Origin of the sequence: Granulicatella seriolae (assembly GCF_024543085.1) — a bacterium.
GTDB classification, from domain to species: domain Bacteria; phylum Bacillota; class Bacilli; order Lactobacillales; family Aerococcaceae; genus Granulicatella; species Granulicatella seriolae.
Window position 1 is genome coordinate 1 of the sequence record NZ_JANHNZ010000003.1, and the last position, 18105, is coordinate 18105.

Here is an 18105-nt window from a genome sequence, read left to right on the forward strand (position 1 = left end):
TACAATTAACGGTGCTTCTTTATAATCTATTGTTGATTGAAGCTCATAAAAGAGAGTATGGGACATTAAAATTTTCCATTGGTCTTGAATGTTTGGGTGGTTAATCAACTAGCACTATGGGTAGTGTATATATACTAACGTTTTAAATCTTTCAACTTCCCAAATTGAGGGATTTCTTTTATTTTTAATGCTTGTAGTATTACGGATAGGTCTTTGTTAGATTCATTCTTGACATAAAATGCTTCATTTGTTTCTTTATCTTTGATGATAGTAACTTGTGCTTGTCGTAAGGCGTCCTGGATGCGTTCAGTTGACATTGAAATCCCTTCTTGTTTCAAAAGGTACTCTAAATATCGTTGAATGACCAGCGATAAGTAACACACGATAAAATGACCTTTAATACTATCTTCCGTCCAAACAAAGATAGGACGAGCTTCAAAATTGCTTTTCATCACTCGAAAACTTTCTTCAATTTTCCATAGACCGTGATAAATATCCACTACTTTTTCTGGTGCTAATGTTTTATCTGAGAACTGAATACCATAGTAGCCATCGAACAGCTCATCTTGAGCTAAGCGTTCTTGATTAAAGCTGATTTGCTCATCTTCCAATAAGTTCAATTGAACGTATTTTTTCCCACCCTTTTTCAGTTCTGCTTTTAAGGCAGACTTTGATTCTACTAGTTTTAAAGACTTTTCAATCAGTCTCTCTCTGTCTTGTTTATCTTTTGCTTCTCGAGAGGAACTCCACGTAATGACCATTTGGTCATCTAATTGGATTTTCTGCCCGTTGTATACAACTTGAGTACTGAAATCAGATACTTTCCATTTAAATTGTTGGGAAACACTTGTATAATCTCCATTTTCTAGTACTAGATTTTTTACTTGTTTACTGCTAGAACGAATCTTATAAGCCATAACATAGTCAAATCCAATGGATTTTAAAAATGCAAGATTTTGTTTTGAGTTCAAACCTCTATCAGCTGTTACGATGACTTTATTGATTCCATATTCTTCTTTCAATCGTCTCATTACTGGTTCCAACGTTTTAAAATCATTGGTATTACCAGGGAATATTTCGTAGCTAATTGGAATCCCATGATCATCAATCAAAAGTCCCATAACTACTTGGACTTGATTGACTTTATTATCTTTGGAATAGCCAAATTTTTTTAATTCATCTGCTCGAACAGATTCAAAATAGTAAGTCGTGACATCGTAGAAAGCAACGCTTAAATTTCGATCTATTTTTTTAGATAACTGTCGATTTAAATGCTTTTCTAGGTTTATTTTTTGTTCAGATAAAAATGGTAATACACGATAAATATGTTCAAAACTAACAGATATATCATGTAAAAATTGATTACGGTGCTCAAAAGTTTTCTTTTTAGAACCTGGATCTAGCAATCTAGAATAGACTAGAAGAGAGGCTAGTTCTTTTACCTTATAGGTGATCTTAGAGTCTTTCTTTTGTCTATAGTCAAAAAAATAGTCGAGGTTTAAATCAGTCCAAATTTTTTCATAGACTTTAACACCATAGTTTATCAACGGAAACCCTTCGGTTTCTATCTCAGTCTCTCGGTTTAGCTGTGATTTAATTTTATCAAATATAGCGTCATTTTTGATAGAGCTACTCAAAGATCTTGATTCTTGAAATTCCCTCTTTAATCGTTCAACAATTCCGGGTTCTCTGGCTTCTAGCTCATCTTCTCTACCAAGAGTTTTCAATACTTTTACTTTGGGTTTCTTGGTGATGGGATCTCGATAAGATTCTACAATTCGAACATAACGGTTGCCTCTACTATTGTAAACTTGAATGCTGCTCATAGTCTTAACCCTCCATGACCTTTGTTATTCCATCATAACATAAATACTATAGATATACAACGTTAAACTAAAAGAAATCTCGAAATCCCTTGAGGTTACAGGGTATTTTCGAGATAAAATTTTCTACAAGTGTAAAAGTCGGGAATTGCACTATTTTTAGCTTGTCTACAAACTTTCCACAAACCGTTTAAAGGCTTCTTGTCCTTCTTTAGTCTGCTTAAAGACACCAGAGTTTTCTAGTACTTGTTTAAAGACTTCTCCAACTGCGTATTCTACTTCCTGATGCACATTTTCTGGGTTAATACTTTGACTTTCCTTTATCTTATCTGCCCAGTCTTTGTGCATTGGAGCTAATTGATTTGGTTGGTCAAGTAAGTATTTTTCAACTTCTTGTAGTTCGTCTTTTAGCCTTGGAGGTAGAATAGCTAGGCCCATAACTTCGATGAGTCCAATATTTTCTTTTTTGATGTGTTGGACGTTTTGATGTGGGTGGAAAATGCCATCTGGGTACTGGTCACTAGTCCGGTTATTTCGTAAGACTAGATCTAGTTCATAAGCATTGTCCTTATAGCGAGCAATCGGGGTAATAGTGTTATGCCTTACTCCGTCTGTGTATGCAACTATATCTTGACTTGGGTCTGAGTAGTCAATCCATTTTTCTAGGATATGTCCGGCTACTTGACTAAGATCTTCGATATTTTGGCTTCTAAGGCGAATAACAGACATGGGCCATTTGACGATAGTCATCTCTACACTTTCTTTATCCGTCTTAAAAGCTTCGATTGCTGGGGCTAGTTCCATTGGGAAGGTATATCTGCCAGCTTGGTAATGGTCATGTGACAGGATTGAGCCTCCAACGATTGGCAAATCTGCATTTGACCCGACAAAGTAGTGCGGAAATTGTTGAATAATAAGGAGCAGATTGCGGATACTTTTTTCAGTAATCTGCATTGGTCTGACTTCCTGACTAAGGAAAATGGAATGCTCATTGAAGTAGGAGTAAGGTGAATATTGGAATCCCCAAGGGTCCTCTTCTAGGTGCAGCCGGACAATACGGTGGTTGTATCGTGCTGGGTGATTTAGTCGTCCATAATAACCCTCGTTAGTCATAGTCAATTGTGAAGCTGGATAATTAGAGCTTTTAGCCAATTTTGCTTTGGCAATTTCTTTTGGGTCCTTTTCCGGTTTAGATAAGTTGATAGTGATTTGCAAGGGACCATACTCGCTATCATGACTAAACTCAATGTTATTGGCGATGGCTCTAGTTTTGATGTAGTCATTGTCTTGGCTCAATTGGTAGAAATAATCTGTCGCTTTTTCTGGGTTTTCTTGATAGTGAGTCCAGAATTTTTTATTTAGTTGAGAAGGAAGCGGAGTAACTAAAGCCATGATTTCTGCTTTTAATAGCTCTTTCTGACTATTATCAATGATGCCTTGGTTTATGGCATAGCTCACCATTTGGTCCAACAAGGGTAAGAGGGACTCGTGGTCATGGTTGGCTTTTAAGCTTTTGTTAAGATCGTCTTTTTGCAAGATGTGCAAGAGTTGGTTCGTGATAAGGATGGCATCCATCTGGTCAACAAGCTCTTTTTCTATGGCAAGTTCAACAAAATCACGAATGGTTTGATCAATCATAGTGACCTCCTAATAGATATTTTGAGAAATGGTGAAGCTTATGCTAATTTGGCGCCATCACTAATCTCAGCGATATAGAAGGAAGGTGCATAACCAATTTCTTTTAGATAGTTGTTTTCTACAGTTTCTTTAAACTGATCTACTTGGTCTTTTGCAACGATGGCAATAGCACAACCACCGAATCCGGCTCCAGTCATACGTGCGCCTAATACGCCATCTACTTCCCAAGCGGAATGAACCAGTGTATCAAGCTCTCTACCTGTCACCTCATAGTCAAGTTCAGTTGACAGATGAGATTCTTTCATTAGCTTACCAAAGCCTTCTAGGTCACCATTACGCAATAATTCGCTAGCTGCGATGGTACGTTGGTTTTCGGTAACTGCGTGTCGAGCACGTTTGACTAGAGTTTCTGAAGAAAGTAGATGTTGATGTTTTTCAAAAGTTTCTAAGTCCAGTTCGCCTAATGATTCAATGTCACATTCTGCTTGTAGTTCTTTCAGGGCTTGACGTGTTTCTGTAAAGCGTTCATTGTACTTAGAGTCTGCCAATTCACGGCGTTTGTTGGTGTTCATGATGACAATGACATTGTCGCCCAATTCTACCGGTACCAATTCATAAACTAAGGTATTGGTGTCCAAACGAATAGCATGGTCTTTTTTACCCATTCCAATGGCAAACTGATCCATAATACCTGAGTTAACACCGATAAAGTTATTTTCAACTCGTTTACCTATTTTTACTAAATCTAAAGTAGTCACATCTAATTGGAAGAGGTTTTGTGCAATAACACCGACTAGTAGTTCGATAGAAGCTGATGAGGATAGACCAGCACCATTTGGAATATTGCCGTAAAATAAGATATCTAAGCCCTTATCTAATACATAGCCATCTTCTTGTAGATAGAGTAGGACACCTTTGACATAGTTTGCCCAGCCATCTTCTTCCTTGTAGGACAGATCATTAATGGATAATTCACGGATACCGTCTGCTTTAAAGTTTTCAGAATAAAGACGTAACTTGTCGTCTTCACGCAGACTTGCTAGACCATAAGTGCCTAAAGTGATAGCACATGGAAAGACAAAGCCACCGTTGTAATCAGTATGTTCTCCAATTAAATTAATACGACCTGGTGCAAAAAAATGTTTGAATTTTCCATGCCCAAAAACCTTGATAAATGTACTTTCTAAACTTGTTTGAATACTTGTCATCCTGTTTCCTCCTAAAAATTGTTTATATTCTTCTCCTAATTGTAATGATAACGCTTTACTATAAAATAATCAATAGGTTTTAGTAAATTTTTACCGAATATTTTACTTGTAGTTTACTGGTGGGTGAAAGGGAATAAAAGTATTGGTTATAACAAAAAATGTTTCCAAGGGATTTGGCAAAAAAACTATGCTGCTATTTAAACAAAAGAGTTTTGCGAAAATCTTATCAGAAATGAGAACGGTGGCACTGCCGTGAGCCAAGGTCTCACTGGCTTAGCTGTCTACGTGGCTGTAATCGGCTAAAGCCGAAACATCCACTGTACGCCAGCTATGCTTTACACCGTTATTTCTGATAAGATTTTCGCAAAACTCTTTTGTGCTTAAAAAAAATATTAGTCATGATTGACTTTTTGCCAAATCCCTTGGAAACTTTTTTGATTTAGAAATAAATTTCATTCTTTATAGCTTTTATGTTACCTAAAAAAATACCAAAAAAATTACACCAATAAAAATAATTTGGTGTTTTTTTGCGTATCTATAGATAGAGGGGTCATTATCTATTTATGAGGGGTGAATAGTTTGGAAATATTTCAAGAATTTTTGGATGGAATGAAAGAAAAGAAACTGATCGTTTTTGGAGGAGTAGGGGTGTTTTTAGTTTGCTTTGTAGGAATCATCGGTTGGACTTTGGGGAAAGGTCAGTCCGACCAAGTTCCTCAAGGACTGACCTTATTATCAGAATCTTCTTCCATAGGCATTCTTTCTTCTGAGGTGACTTCAATAGAAGAGACAAGTCAAAGTAGTCAGCAGCAAGATATTTTTGTGGACATCAAAGGTGAGGTCAAAAAACCGGGTGTCTATCAACTTAGCGAGGGGGACCGATTGCAAGATTTAATTGATAAAGCACAAGGCTTTACTGCTGATGCTAAGGTTGATCAGATTAACCTAGCTCAAAAACTGACCGACCAGATGATGATTATAGTGCCTAATAAAAACCAGGTTACAGAAAGTCAGGAAACTTCCGACCAAGAGCTTATCACTGAACCGGTCGCTCAAGAAAACGACAAAAATAGTGGGAAGATTAATATCAATACAGCCAGTGTTGGTGACTTGACTCAACTATCTGGTATTGGACAAAAGAAAGCTGAAAAAATCATTGAGTACCGACAAGATAAGGGGTCTTTTAAACAGATTGACGACTTGAAAAATGTCTCTGGAATAGGTGACAAAACCTTTGAAAGCTTGAAAGACCAGATTACGGTTGGAGATTGATATGAGACGCTTGATAAACGAGATGCACAACCTCTGGATATTCTGCGGACTAATCTTAGTATTTCTTGCCATGTTTCTAAATGGCACTCCTATATTACTGCCAAGCCTACTTCTAATGGTGATTTCCTATCGAATGTTACTTGAAAGAAATCTAGTATTAATGCTAGTTAGTTTATCTTTGGTGGCAATTTTTGCTATTAGAATCTGGTCTGTTCATCAGGTCCAGCAAAACAATCTGGCAGAAGAAGTCATACAAAACTCTTGGTTAAGTGTAGACCCAAGTCAGTTGAAAATAGATGGGGACTCTCTTTCTGGCTATGGAAAGCTGACTCTTCAAGAGAAAGCTCCAAGTGAGGAAGTGGCATTTTTTTACCGTATTAAATCCGAAGAAGAGAAATATTTTTTTCAAGAGGAAAACCATGTCATAAGCTTAAAGATTGAAGGGCTGGTGCTGAAACCAGAACACGAACGCAATCCATACGGTTTTGACTATGCTGACTATTTAAAAAGTAGGGGAATCTTTAAACAGGTGCAGATTGAAAGAATCTCTGATTATAAGCGTAACAATGACTGGGTATCACAATTCATTTTTTTCAAAAATAGACACATCAGTAAAATAAAATCAAGTCAACAAGGTCTTATCCGAGACTACAGTTTAGGCCTGATTCTAGGGATTCGTTCATACGTTGATCCTGAACGTTTGGAAGACTACAAAGTCTTAGGTATCATGCATGTTTTAGCTATTTCGGGGCTTCATATTGCTATTCTATCTGATTGGATGATTCGTCTCATGTGGCGAGTGGGTATTACGCGAGAGAAAACCTATCTATTAGTGCCACTTATCTTAATCGCTTATGGGTTTCTCTTGTCATGGCCGGTCGGAGCAAGTCGAGCCATACTGACGACAATTCTAACCCTTATTACTAAGAAGATAAAATGGTTACGACTATCCACTGTAGATGTGTATGCCTTTATTCTTGTGCTTGCCTTATTGGTTCAGCCCTATAGTCTATTGTCAGCAGGATTTTGCTTATCTTACGGGTTAACTGCTGCCATCATCTTGTGTTCAAAGGCCATAAAAGGTCGTTCGCTTTCTAGCAAAATGGAAGGCCTTTTTTTGTCAGTTTTAGTCTTTCTCTTTGCCGTCCCACTTCTCAGCATGAATTTTTATCAATGGAATTGGTTGAGTATTTTATTAAGTATCGTCTTGTCATGGCTGTTAAAAAAGTTAATCATTCCTTGCTTGTTTAGCTATTGTCTGTCTATTTGGTTATCTATATCCTTTGTTTCTCAAATACTTTTTGCTTTGATTAATCCCATTTTAACTATCTTAGAGAATTTTGTGGCATATCTATCAAAGATGACTTGGACAACGTGGATTACAGGACACGGAAACGTCCTAGAGTGGTCAGTTTATATGGTCATTCTTATTGCTTTGGTTATGAAACTAGAATCTAACAATGCAAACATAAAGAAACTTGCTGGCTTATCACTTTCCTTAATTCTTTGTCTTGTTCTTGTTAAATATCAAGGAAACTCACAAGTTATTATGGTGGATGTAGGTCAAGGGGATGCAACACTCTTTCAGCAAAAAGGGTTTAACCAAGCTGTTCTCATCGATACAGGAGGGCAAGTGACGTTTGACTATTCCCAAAAAGCAGCATGGAAAACCAACCTAACAAGAGCATCACATGCCTCAAAAACGCTGATTCCTGCTCTGAAGGCACAAGGCATTTCCTCCTTACGCTATCTAGTTTTAACCCATGCTGATGCAGACCATATTGGTAATCTTTCTGATTTGTTGCAAAGTATTCCTACCGATTATTTGGTCATGTCAAAAGGGATGGAGGAGCACCCGATTATGCTTGAAATTTTTCAACAACTTGATGTTCTTAAGAGTAAGCCGAAACTCATTTTGATTGACCAACCGAGTCATTTTACTTTAATAGACCTAAGTCTAACTTTTATCCCTCCTAAGAATATATCCAGAGGCTCTAATGAGGATTCTCTGGTTACTATTGTGGAAGAAAAAGGAATAAGCTGGTTGGTAGCAGGGGACATTGATTGTGCCAGGGAGAATCAACTGTTGGCAGATTATCCTCATTTAAAGATTGACGTTCTTAAGTTAGCTCATCATGGCAGCCAGACTTCCTCTTGTCAGGACTGGTTGGAAAGTTTGGCACCCCAAGTGGCTTTAATCTCCTTGGGCAAAAACAACCGGTACGGTCATCCTCATCCAAGCGTGGTCATGCGATTGGAAGAATTAGCTATACCGTATTTTCGTACCGACTCTGATGGAGCAGTCATCATGGAAGTGAAAAATGGACAAATAGAAATAAAAACCACCCTTAAAGATGAAGAATAAAAAGACAAAGTATAAGTAAAGTGATAAAATGGAATGGAAATGGGGGATGGTATGAAAGTAGAAGAATCGCTAAAGGTCATAAAGAATGGAAATATAGCTAAGATCTATCTAGTTCTGGGGAAAGAACAGTATTTACAAAAAAAAGTTCGTAATTTTCTTTTGAATGAGATGATTGCTGAGGAAGATCAAGACTTGAATGTTGGAATCTACAATATGGAAGAAGTTTTGCTGCAAACAGCCTTAGCAGATGCAGAATCACTGCCCTTCTTTGGGGATAAACGACTAGTTTTCGTTGACCAACCTTATTTTTTAACTGGTGAGCGTGACAAAGCACGATTGGAACACAATATAGACAGCCTTCAAGACTATTTAACCAACCCATCTGAGACGACTATTTTGGTTATGTTTGCGCCATATGAAAAATTAGACTCAAGAAAAAAAGTAGTTAAGATTCTTAAAAAGGTTGCAACTGTTATTGATGTTCAAGCACCAACACCAGCCGAACTAAAACATATCTTGAATGATCGTCTGCAAGAAGAAGAGATTCATATGACTAGCCAAAACAAAGAACTTCTTCTAGAAAAAACCGACTATAACCTATCTATCCTCATGAATGAACTGGATAAATTAGCACTAGCTGCCTATGATTCCAAAGAGATTTCGGTTCAGATGATGGAGGACTTAGTATCTAAAACGCTGGAACAGAATATTTTTGAACTCAATCAGGCAGTTCTGGATAGAAATGGTTACAGAGCTATTTCTATTTACAGAGACCTCTTGCTACAAAAAGAAGATCCAATTAAGTTAAATGCTATCCTCCTGAATCAAATTCGCCTACTCTTACAACTTGCCTATTTGTCCAAACAAGGTTTTCATGAAGGGGATATACAGAAAAAATTAGGGATTCATCCTTACCGAATCAAGTTGGCTATGCAACAAGTTCGTAAATACCCGGTTAAACTTTTGGAGGGTGCCTATGCTGGTTTGGTAGAGATTGAGTATGAGATGAAAACAGGCCGTGGGATTAAGGAAATTCAGTTTGAAATTTTCATTCTGAAATTCTGCCAACAATTAGCAGAGGTAAGATAGCTTCATACAACTTAATAGTAAATAAAAAAATTGACCATAAAAAAAGCCTCACTATTTAGTGAGACAGATTTTATGGTCATTCATTATTTGCTTAATTTAGCAGCTAAACGAGATTTGTCACGTGAAGCCTTGTTTTTGTGAATTAGACCTTTAGATGCAGCTCCATCAATAGCTTTGTGAGCAGCACGTAATAATTCTTCAACGTTTTCAGCGCCTTCAGCTACAGCAGTTTCAAATTTTTTGATAGCTGTACGCATAGCAGAAGTTTGAGAATTGTTAGCTAAAGTTGCTTTAGCGTTAGTACGAACACGTTTAATTTGTGATTCAATATTTGGCAATGGGTTCACCCCTCTTTCAATCGACACTTTTTTATCACTGATCAGTTGTTTCCAACACGAGTTATTATACAGAAATAGATAGCCATTTGCAATAAAAAGAAAAAATTGATGTTGATTCAGTTGTATTTTTTTAAAAATTTCTTCTTTCTTTATTTGTCCTGACTATTAGTGCAATTTTTTTTGCGAAAATGTGTTCGAGTGGTATACTTGAATCTGTTGAAGGAAGCTTAATGAACGATTACGAATTAGAAGAGGAGTGGATGGTTTTATGTTAGAAAAACAATTTCATCTGCAATCGGAATATAGTCCTCAAGGTGACCAACCACAAGCCATTAAGGAGTTGGTTGCTGGTCTTGAAGAAGGCAGGCGTGACCAAACCCTACTTGGAGCGACTGGTACGGGGAAGACCTTTACTATCGCCAATGTTATTCAAGAGGTCAATAAACCTACCTTGGTTCTGGCACACAATAAAACATTGGCAGGGCAACTCTATGGGGAATTAAAAGAGTTCTTTCCGGATAATGCTGTTGAGTATTTTGTGTCCTATTATGATTACTACCAACCCGAAGCTTATGTTCCATCTAGCGATACTTACATTGAAAAAGAATCCAGTGTCAATGATGAGATAGATAAATTGCGTCATTCCGCCACTAGTTCATTACTTGAAAGAAGAGATGTCATTGTAGTGGCTTCGGTTTCATGTATTTATGGATTGGTAAATCCAGAAGATTACCGTGATCATGTGTTATCTATTCGTCAGGGAATGACCATGGAACGCAATCAATTGTTACATCGCCTGGTCGAAATGCAATTTGAACGGAATGATATTGACTTCAGACGGGGAACCTTCCGGGTTAGGGGAGATGTGGTTGAGATTTTCTTGGCAGCGCATGACTCTTCTGCTATTCGTGTAGAATTTTTTGGAGATGAGATTGATCGAATTCGTGAAGTGGATGTACTAACTGGAGAGATCAAAGCCGATGTAGAACACGTGCCCATTTTCCCAGCGACTCACTTTGTGGCAAACGAGGTTCAAACTCGTCAAGCGGTTGAAACTATTCGAGCAGAGTTAGTCACACGCTTGGCTGAATTGCGGGCAGACAATAAACTACTAGAAGCCCAACGACTTGAACAAAGAACTAACTATGACTTGGAAATGTTGTTGGAGATGGGCTATTGTAACGGTATCGAGAACTACTCTAGACACATGGATGGTAGAGCTCCGGGACAAGCACCGTATACCTTGTTGGACTTCTTCCCTGAGGATGCACTCTTTGTTATCGATGAGTCCCATATCACCATGTCACAAATTCGAGGCATGTACAATGGGGATAGGGCTAGAAAAGAACGTCTAATCGAATATGGCTTCCGTTTGCCAAGTGCTTTGGACAATCGTCCTCTGCGATTAGAAGAATTTGAAGAACACGTTCCTCAGATTATCTATATCTCTGCTACTCCGGGTCCATATGAATTGGAGCGCACACCGCAAGTAACTCAACAAATCATTCGACCAACTGGTTTGTTAGATCCACCAATTGAAGTTCGTCCTATCAAGGGACAAATTGATGATCTGGTTAGTGAGATTAATATACGAACTGAAAAGAATGAACGTGTCTTTATCACAACCTTGACCAAGAAGATGTCAGAGGACTTAACGGATTATTTGAAAGAAGTAGGTATCAAGGTTAAGTACCTGCATAGTGATATTAAAACACTGGAACGTACCGAAATCATTCGGAATCTGCGATTAGGTGAGTTTGATGTCTTGGTAGGGATTAACCTTTTGCGTGAAGGATTAGACGTACCAGAAGTCTCTCTAGTAGCTATTTTGGATGCGGATAAGGAAGGTTTCTTACGTAGTGAACGTTCCTTGGTTCAAACTATCGGACGTGCAGCTCGGAATGCTAATGGTCGGGTTATTATGTACGCTGACCACATTACAGATTCTATGCAGCGAGCGATTGATGAAACCAATCGTCGTAGAGAAATTCAAGAAGCCTACAACCAAGAGCATGGCATTACGCCAACGACTATCTTGAAAGACATTCGAGATTTGATTTCCATTACCCATGCCGTTGAAAAAGTAGCCGAAGTGGATAACATGTATGACTTCAAATCTATGACGACACCAAAACGTCGTGAAGTGATTGAACATATGGAATTAGAGATGCGTGCCGCTGCTAAAGATTTGAATTTTGAACGAGCAGCCGAGATGAGAGATTTCATCTTAGAATTGCGAGCACAATATAAGTTGTAAAAGAGCAGCCGCAATAAGTACTTACTTTTCTAAGTTTTTCAGAGAAATAGCTTGCTTTTTGCAGCCATTTAAGATAATCTTTTAATGTGCATTAGTGCATAGACCCTACACTCGGTTTTGCGAGTCACCAACGTTTTACTCAGTATAGGGCATATTAAAGAAAGAGAGGTGTTTTAGAGATGGCAATTTCTAAAGAAAAGAAAAACGAAATCATCAGCGAATACGCAACACACGAAGGAGATACTGGTTCTCCAGAAGTACAAATTGCTGTATTAACTTATGAAATCAACCATTTGAATGAACATATCCGTGTTCACAAAAAAGACCATCATTCACAACGTGGATTGATGAAGAAAATTGGTCACCGTCGTAACTTATTAGTTTACTTACGTGAAAAAGACGTTCAACGTTACCGTGACCTAATTCAACGTTTAGGTTTACGTCGTTAATCCTAATGCCATTAAAGCGGGATTCATACACTATGCTATGGGTCTCGCCTTTTTTGATGAAATCTAACGACAAAAAATACCCTTGGGAACTTTTAATCACACTTACTTTACAAATGTTAGTTTGTAAAAGCCGTTTTTTATCGATTAACATTTGTAATAGTAGGTTTAAAAGATTTCTCAAAAGAAAAGGAGCAATATATGTCAGAGAAAAAAGTATACTCATATGAATGGGGCGGAAGACTTCTTCAAGTCGAAATCGGCCAACTTGCTAAGCAAGCAAATGGAGCCGTATTGGTTCGTTACGGCGATACAGTTGTCTTAACAGCAGCAGTAGGCTCTAAGAAACCAAAAGATACAGACTTTTTCCCACTAACCGTTAACTATGAAGAAAAAATGTATTCTGTTGGTAAAATCCCAGGAGGCTTTATCAAACGTGAAGGTCGTCCAAGTGAACGTGCAACTTTAACAGCTCGTTTGATTGACCGCCCAATCCGTCCAATGTTTGCAGAAGGATTTAGAAATGAAGTCCAAATCACCAACACCGTTATGTCTGTTGAGCAAGATTGTTCTCCAGAAATGGCAGCAATGTTTGGTTCTTCTCTAGCTTTATGTATTTCAGATATTCCATTTGATGGACCAATTGCTGGAGTAGATGTTGGTCGTGTTAATGGCGAATATGTGATTAACCCAACTGTTGAACAAAGAGAGTTATCTGATATTGACTTGACAGTGGCAGGTACTGCGACAGCTATCAATATGGTGGAAAGTTCAGCACAAGAAGTTTCTGAAGAAGATATGCTAGGGGCTTTGTTATTTGGTCACGAAGAGATCAAACGATTAGTAGCTTTCCAAAATGAGATTGCGGCACAAGTTGGCAAACCTAAAATGGATATTGAACTATTAACTTTTGATTCAGAGATTGAATTGCAAGTAAAAGACTTATTCAGTCAAGCCATGGTTCATGCTATTCAAACAGAAGAAAAATTAGCTCGTGAAGAAAACATTGAAAAAGTGAAAGATGCTGCTAAATTGCATTTTGAAACAGTTTTAGCTGAAGAAGAAAATGCAGCAAACTTGATGAAACAAGTTGCTCAATTAGTAGAAAATCTAGAAAAAGATGAAGTTCGTCGTTTAATCACCGTTGAAAAAATCAGACCTGATGGCCGTCAAATCGACGAAATTCGTCCATTGGCTTCTGAAGTAGGCTTATTGCCACGTGTTCATGGATCTGGATTATTTACTAGAGGACAAACACAAGCTCTTACAGCAGCAACTCTAGCTCCATTAGGTGAGTCTCAAGTCATTGACGGCTTAGGGATTGAAGATGGCAAACGATTCATCCACCACTACAATTTCCCACAATTCTCTGTCGGCTCAACAGGTCGTGCAGGTAGTCCAGGTCGTCGTGAAATTGGTCATGGAGCTCTTGGAGAAAGAGCCTTAAAACAAGTTATTCCTGATCCAGAGGCTTTCCCTTATACTATTCGCTTGGTTTCTGAAGTACTAGAATCTAACGGTTCTTCTTCTCAAGCAAGTATCTGTGCTGGAACGCTAGCATTGATGGATGCTGGTGTGCCTATTAAAGCACCAGTAGCTGGGATTGCTATGGGATTGGTTTCAGATGGTGAAAACTATACTGTTTTGACAGACATTCAAGGGTTGGAAGACCATTTAGGTGATATGGACTTTAAAGTTGCTGGAACCAAAGAAGGTATCACTGCACTTCAAATGGATATCAAGATTCAAGGAATTACAGAACAAATCTTAACTGAAGCTCTAAGCCAAGCTAAAAAAGCTCGTTTCGAAATCCTAGACCAATTAACGTCAACCTTAGCGCAACCACGCCCAGAATTGAGCCCATATGCACCTAAGATTGAAATGATTCATATTGCTCCTGACAAGATTAAAGTGGTTATCGGTCGTGGTGGAGACACCATTAACAGTATCATTGACGAAACAGGTGTTAAGATTGACATCGACCAAGATGGAAATATCTCAATTGCCTCAACGGACTACGATATGATTCAACGTGCTAAGACCATTATTGAAGATTTAACTCGTGACATCGAAGTTGGCCAAGTTTACCAAGGTACCGTTAAACGTATCGAAAAATTCGGAGCTTTCGTAGAAATCAGCAAAGGAAAAGATGGATTACTGCACATTTCTGAAATTGCTCACGAAAGAATTGCCAAAGTAGAAGATGTTCTAAAACTTGGGGATACTATCAAGGTGAAAGTCATCGAAATCGACCGCCAAGGCCGTATCAATCTGTCTGCTACAGTATTGATTGAAAAGCCTGAAGCAAAATAATAGAAAACGATAAGAGTGCTACGAATCAGTTTTGATTTGTAGCATTTTTTGTTCATGTAAGCCATGGAGATGGGGCTGGGCAAAATGTCCAAATGGTAACCAAATAAAATAGTTCCCCAGAAATCTAACAGAAATGGGAACGGTGGCATTGCCGTGAGCCTAGCTCTCACTGGCTTAGCTGTCTACGTGGCTGTAATCGGCTGAAGCCGAATCATCCACTGTGCGTCAGCTATGCTTTACACCGATATTTCGGATAGATTTCTGGGGAACTATTTTATGTTTTGAATGCTTTTATATTATTACAGACTTTTTGTCCCCCTTATTTGACCATTTGCAGATGCAAAATTTTCATAAGACAAATATTTTCATGTTCATACTCCTTTATAATGAGCAAATGACGTCATAATATGGTATCCTTATTAGAAGAATATTCAAATTGTATAGTTTGTTTAGATAAGGGTTAACTTAATAGATGAATAATGAATTCTAACCATGGAGGTAAACAATGAAAAGTGAATATACTATTGCTCTTGTTGGTGCAAGTGGAGCAGTTGGACAGAAGGTAATTGAAGGTTTAGAAGCCGTTAACTTCCAAATCAAAAACTTACGGCCATTAGCATCAAAACGCTCAGCGGGCAAGTCAATTACGTTTAAAGGGCAAGAGATTGTCATTGAAGAACTGGTTGAGTCATCCTTTGATAATGTAGACATTGCTATTTTTAGTGCTGGTGGAAGTGTTTCTAAGAAATTTGCGCCTATCGCTGCTAGAGCTGGTGCGGTTGTTATCGATAACACCAGTGCCTTTCGTATGGACCCAGATGTGCCTTTAGTCGTTCCAGAGGTGAATGAACACGCCCTCAAACATCACAACGGTATTATTGCCAACCCAAATTGTTCAACCATACAGATGATGGTGGCACTAGAGCCTATCAGGCAAGCGTTTGGCTTAAAGAGAATTATTGTCTCAACTTACCAAGCTGTTAGTGGTGCAGGACTTCAAGCAGTGAAAGAATTGGAAGACCAAACCAAAGCCTATTTGAATGGGGAGGACTTAGTAGCAAATATCTTACCTTCGAGTTCAGATAAAAAACATTACCCTATTGCCTTTAATGCCTTACCGCAAATAGATCTCTTTGACCAGGACGGTTACACATTTGAGGAATGGAAAATGATCAATGAATCTAAGAAAATCTTAGAGGATCCAACGTTAAGTGTTGCTGCGACTTGTGTTAGAATTCCCGTTGCATCAGGACATTCTGAGTCAGTTTATATTGAGTTGGAGAAGGCAGGTATCACTGTTAAGGAGATCCAGCAGGTTTTATCAAATGCACCGGGTGTTATTTTACAAGACGACCCTAGCCAACAAGTCTATCCAACAGCGTTGACATCGATAGGAAAAACGGAAACCTTTGTTGGTAGAATTCGTAAAGACTTAGATGTGGAAACAGGCTTCCATATGTGGATTGTTTCAGACAATCTCTTAAAAGGGGCTGCCAGCAACAGTATTCAAATAGCTGAAAGTTTAATCAAACTAGATTTAGTACATGGAGCCAATTAGTGTCTCCAAACAATTTTATATTCAAATAAACAGTCTTACATATAAGACTAGATAAGAAAAACGAGGTGAACCATGAGTTCAATTAAAATTATTGCCCTTGGTGGGGTAAGAGAAAATGGAAAAAGTTTGTATGTAGTAGAAGTAGATGAAGACATCTTTGTATTGGATTGTGGTCTGGTCTATCCAGAAGATGAATTATTAGGAATTGATGTGGTCATTCCTGACTTCACTTACTTAGAAGAAAATAAAAATCGCATTGCTGGGGTGTTTTTATCTCATGGACATGCGGATGCTGTAGGAGCACTACCTTACTTCCTACAAAATATTGATGCGCCAGTTTTTGGGACTGAGTTAACCATTGCTCTGGCCAAATTGTTTGTGGAGTCATCAGGTTTAGTCAAAAATTTTGATGATTACCATGTCATTAATGAAAATACGGAAATTGATTTTGGGAAAACGATGGTTCGTTTTTTTAAAACTACCCATACTATCCCTGATTCAGTAGCTATTGTCATTAAAACGGATGATGGCAATATTGTATACACTGGTGACTTTAAATTTGATCAAAGTGCGACTATTGAGTATCAAAGTAATTTTGGGAAAATTACCGATATCGGTGAGGACTATGTTTTAGCCCTCTTGAGTGATTCTAGTGACGCTGAAAGCCCTGTTGAAAATATTAGTGACCGTCGAATTGCTGAAGGGATGCTAGATACTTTTAGAAATGCGTCAGGTCGTATTATTGTTGCCTGTGTTGCTAGCAACATTTTGCGGATTCAGCAAGTCTTCAATGCTGCACAAGAGTCAGGTCGCAAGATTTTCCTAACAGGTGTTGAATTGGAAGAAATTGTGGATATCGCTATCAGATTGCACAAACTAACCGTTCCATCACCAGATTTGATTGTTACTGCTAAGGAAATGAAAAACTTACCAGATGAAAAATTGGTTGTCTTAGAAACGGGTAACGCCGGTGAGCCAATCAAAGCCTTACAAAAAATGGCACTAGGACGTCATAAACAGATTAACCTACATCAAGGAGACTTGGTTTATATTGCCACAACTCCTTCTATCGCCATGGAAACAGCTTTAGCTCGTACCAAGGATATGATTTATCGAGCGGAAGCAGAAGTTTTCGAAATGGCTAGTATGAGTAAGGCAAGTGGGCATGCAACACCTAATGATTTAAAACTTATGATCAACTTCCTGCAACCAACATTCTTTATCCCGGTTCAAGGAGAATACCGCAACCTACTCGCTCATGCTGAGTTGGCAAACGAATTAGGTATCCCTTATAAAAATATCTACATTCCTGGTAAGGGAGATATTATCGAGATTAAAAATGGTAGAATGAATGCTGCTGGACAAGTGCCAGCTGGTAATGTATTGGTGGATGGAATTGGTGTGGGTGACATTGGAAATATTGTCCTGAAAGACCGTAAAATTCTATCCGAAGATGGTATTTTTGTGGCTGTGGTCACCATTTCTCGCCGTCTTGGAAAAATTTTGACTGGCCCTCAAATTGTATCCCGTGGTTTTGTCTACATGAAAACCAGTGAGGACCTCTTACAAGAGTCTTCTGACATTGTTCGTGAGGTAGTCGAAGCCAATCTAGCTCAAAGCGACTTTGAGTGGCCAAGGCTAAAACAAGAGGTTAGGGATTCCCTAAGCCGATACTTGTTTGATAAAACCAAACGTAGACCGGTAATCCTTCCAATTATTATGGAAGCATCCAACTATCAAAAAAATAACTAAAATTAAAAAGAGCAAAGCCAGTCCAATCGTCATGGCTGGCTTTACT

Annotated in this window: 12 protein-coding genes and 1 pseudogene; 9 read left to right on the plus strand and 4 right to left on the minus strand. The window is 38.3% G+C overall.

Features of this window, described 5'->3' with window-relative positions:
• Positions 1 to 104 (plus strand): annotated as a pseudogene (locus tag NPA36_RS03955) (IS982 family transposase); the annotation flags it as partial.
• Positions 105 to 134: 30 nt separating this feature from the next.
• Here NPA36_RS03955 and NPA36_RS03960 read toward each other — a convergent pair.
• The 3 genes from NPA36_RS03960 to NPA36_RS03970 all read right to left on the minus strand — a co-directional run bounded on the left by NPA36_RS03960 (position 135) and on the right by NPA36_RS03970 (position 4669).
• Positions 135 to 1826 (minus strand): IS1634 family transposase, encoded by a 1692-nt coding sequence (locus tag NPA36_RS03960; protein WP_256944814.1) that lies wholly within the window; start codon positions 1824 to 1826, stop codon positions 135 to 137.
• Positions 1827 to 1991: 165 nt separating this feature from the next.
• Positions 1992 to 3461 (minus strand): UDP-glucose--hexose-1-phosphate uridylyltransferase, encoded by a 1470-nt coding sequence (gene galT / locus NPA36_RS03965; RefSeq protein WP_256944815.1) that lies wholly within the window; start codon positions 3459 to 3461, stop codon positions 1992 to 1994.
• Between the two features lie 38 nt (positions 3462 to 3499).
• Complete coding sequence (locus tag NPA36_RS03970; protein WP_256944816.1) at positions 3500 to 4669, minus strand: galactokinase; 1170 nt, start codon at positions 4667 to 4669, stop codon at positions 3500 to 3502.
• A gap of 579 nt (positions 4670 to 5248) precedes the next feature.
• On the opposite strand from NPA36_RS03970, the gene NPA36_RS03975 reads away from it, so the two are divergent.
• The 3 genes from NPA36_RS03975 to holA are packed head-to-tail and all read left to right on the plus strand — an operon-like array spanning position 5249 to position 9395.
• Positions 5249 to 5941 carry a ComEA family DNA-binding protein gene (locus NPA36_RS03975; protein WP_256944817.1) on the plus strand — a complete coding sequence of 231 codons (693 nt, stop codon included), beginning with the start codon at positions 5249 to 5251 and terminating at the stop codon, positions 5939 to 5941.
• Between the two features lies 1 nt (position 5942).
• Positions 5943 to 8306, plus strand: a complete 2364-nt coding sequence (locus NPA36_RS03980) for a DNA internalization-related competence protein ComEC/Rec2 (protein ID WP_256944818.1) — start codon at positions 5943 to 5945, stop codon at positions 8304 to 8306.
• A gap of 51 nt (positions 8307 to 8357) precedes the next feature.
• Positions 8358 to 9395, plus strand: coding sequence for a DNA polymerase III subunit delta (holA, locus tag NPA36_RS03985; protein WP_256944819.1), 1038 nt, complete (start codon positions 8358 to 8360; stop codon positions 9393 to 9395).
• Positions 9396 to 9478: 83 nt separating this feature from the next.
• On the opposite strand, the gene rpsT is transcribed toward holA, so the two are convergent.
• Positions 9479 to 9733, minus strand: a complete 255-nt coding sequence (rpsT, locus tag NPA36_RS03990) for a 30S ribosomal protein S20 (protein WP_256944820.1) — start codon at positions 9731 to 9733, stop codon at positions 9479 to 9481.
• Between the two features lie 268 nt (positions 9734 to 10001).
• Here rpsT and uvrB point away from each other — a divergent pair, with 268 nt between their 5' ends.
• The 5 genes from uvrB to NPA36_RS04015 all read left to right on the plus strand — a co-directional run bounded on the left by uvrB (position 10002) and on the right by NPA36_RS04015 (position 18059).
• On the plus strand, positions 10002 to 11990 hold the full coding sequence (gene uvrB / locus NPA36_RS03995; protein ID WP_256944821.1) for an excinuclease ABC subunit UvrB: 1989 nt from the start codon (positions 10002 to 10004) through the stop codon (positions 11988 to 11990).
• A gap of 179 nt (positions 11991 to 12169) precedes the next feature.
• The gene (gene rpsO, locus NPA36_RS04000) at positions 12170 to 12439 is read left to right on the plus strand and encodes a 30S ribosomal protein S15 (protein WP_256944822.1); all 270 of its coding nucleotides are present in this window, start codon (positions 12170 to 12172) and stop codon (positions 12437 to 12439) included.
• Positions 12440 to 12637: 198 nt separating this feature from the next.
• A complete protein-coding gene (gene pnp / locus NPA36_RS04005) occupies positions 12638 to 14749 on the plus strand; it encodes a polyribonucleotide nucleotidyltransferase (protein WP_256944823.1) in 2112 nt (703 codons plus the stop codon).
• 505 nt (positions 14750 to 15254) lie between these two features.
• The gene (locus NPA36_RS04010; RefSeq protein ID WP_256944824.1) at positions 15255 to 16307 is read left to right on the plus strand and encodes an aspartate-semialdehyde dehydrogenase; all 1053 of its coding nucleotides are present in this window, start codon (positions 15255 to 15257) and stop codon (positions 16305 to 16307) included.
• Positions 16308 to 16379: 72 nt separating this feature from the next.
• Complete coding sequence (locus NPA36_RS04015; RefSeq protein WP_256944825.1) at positions 16380 to 18059, plus strand: ribonuclease J; 1680 nt, start codon at positions 16380 to 16382, stop codon at positions 18057 to 18059.
• The last annotated feature ends 46 nt before the right edge of the window (positions 18060 to 18105 follow it).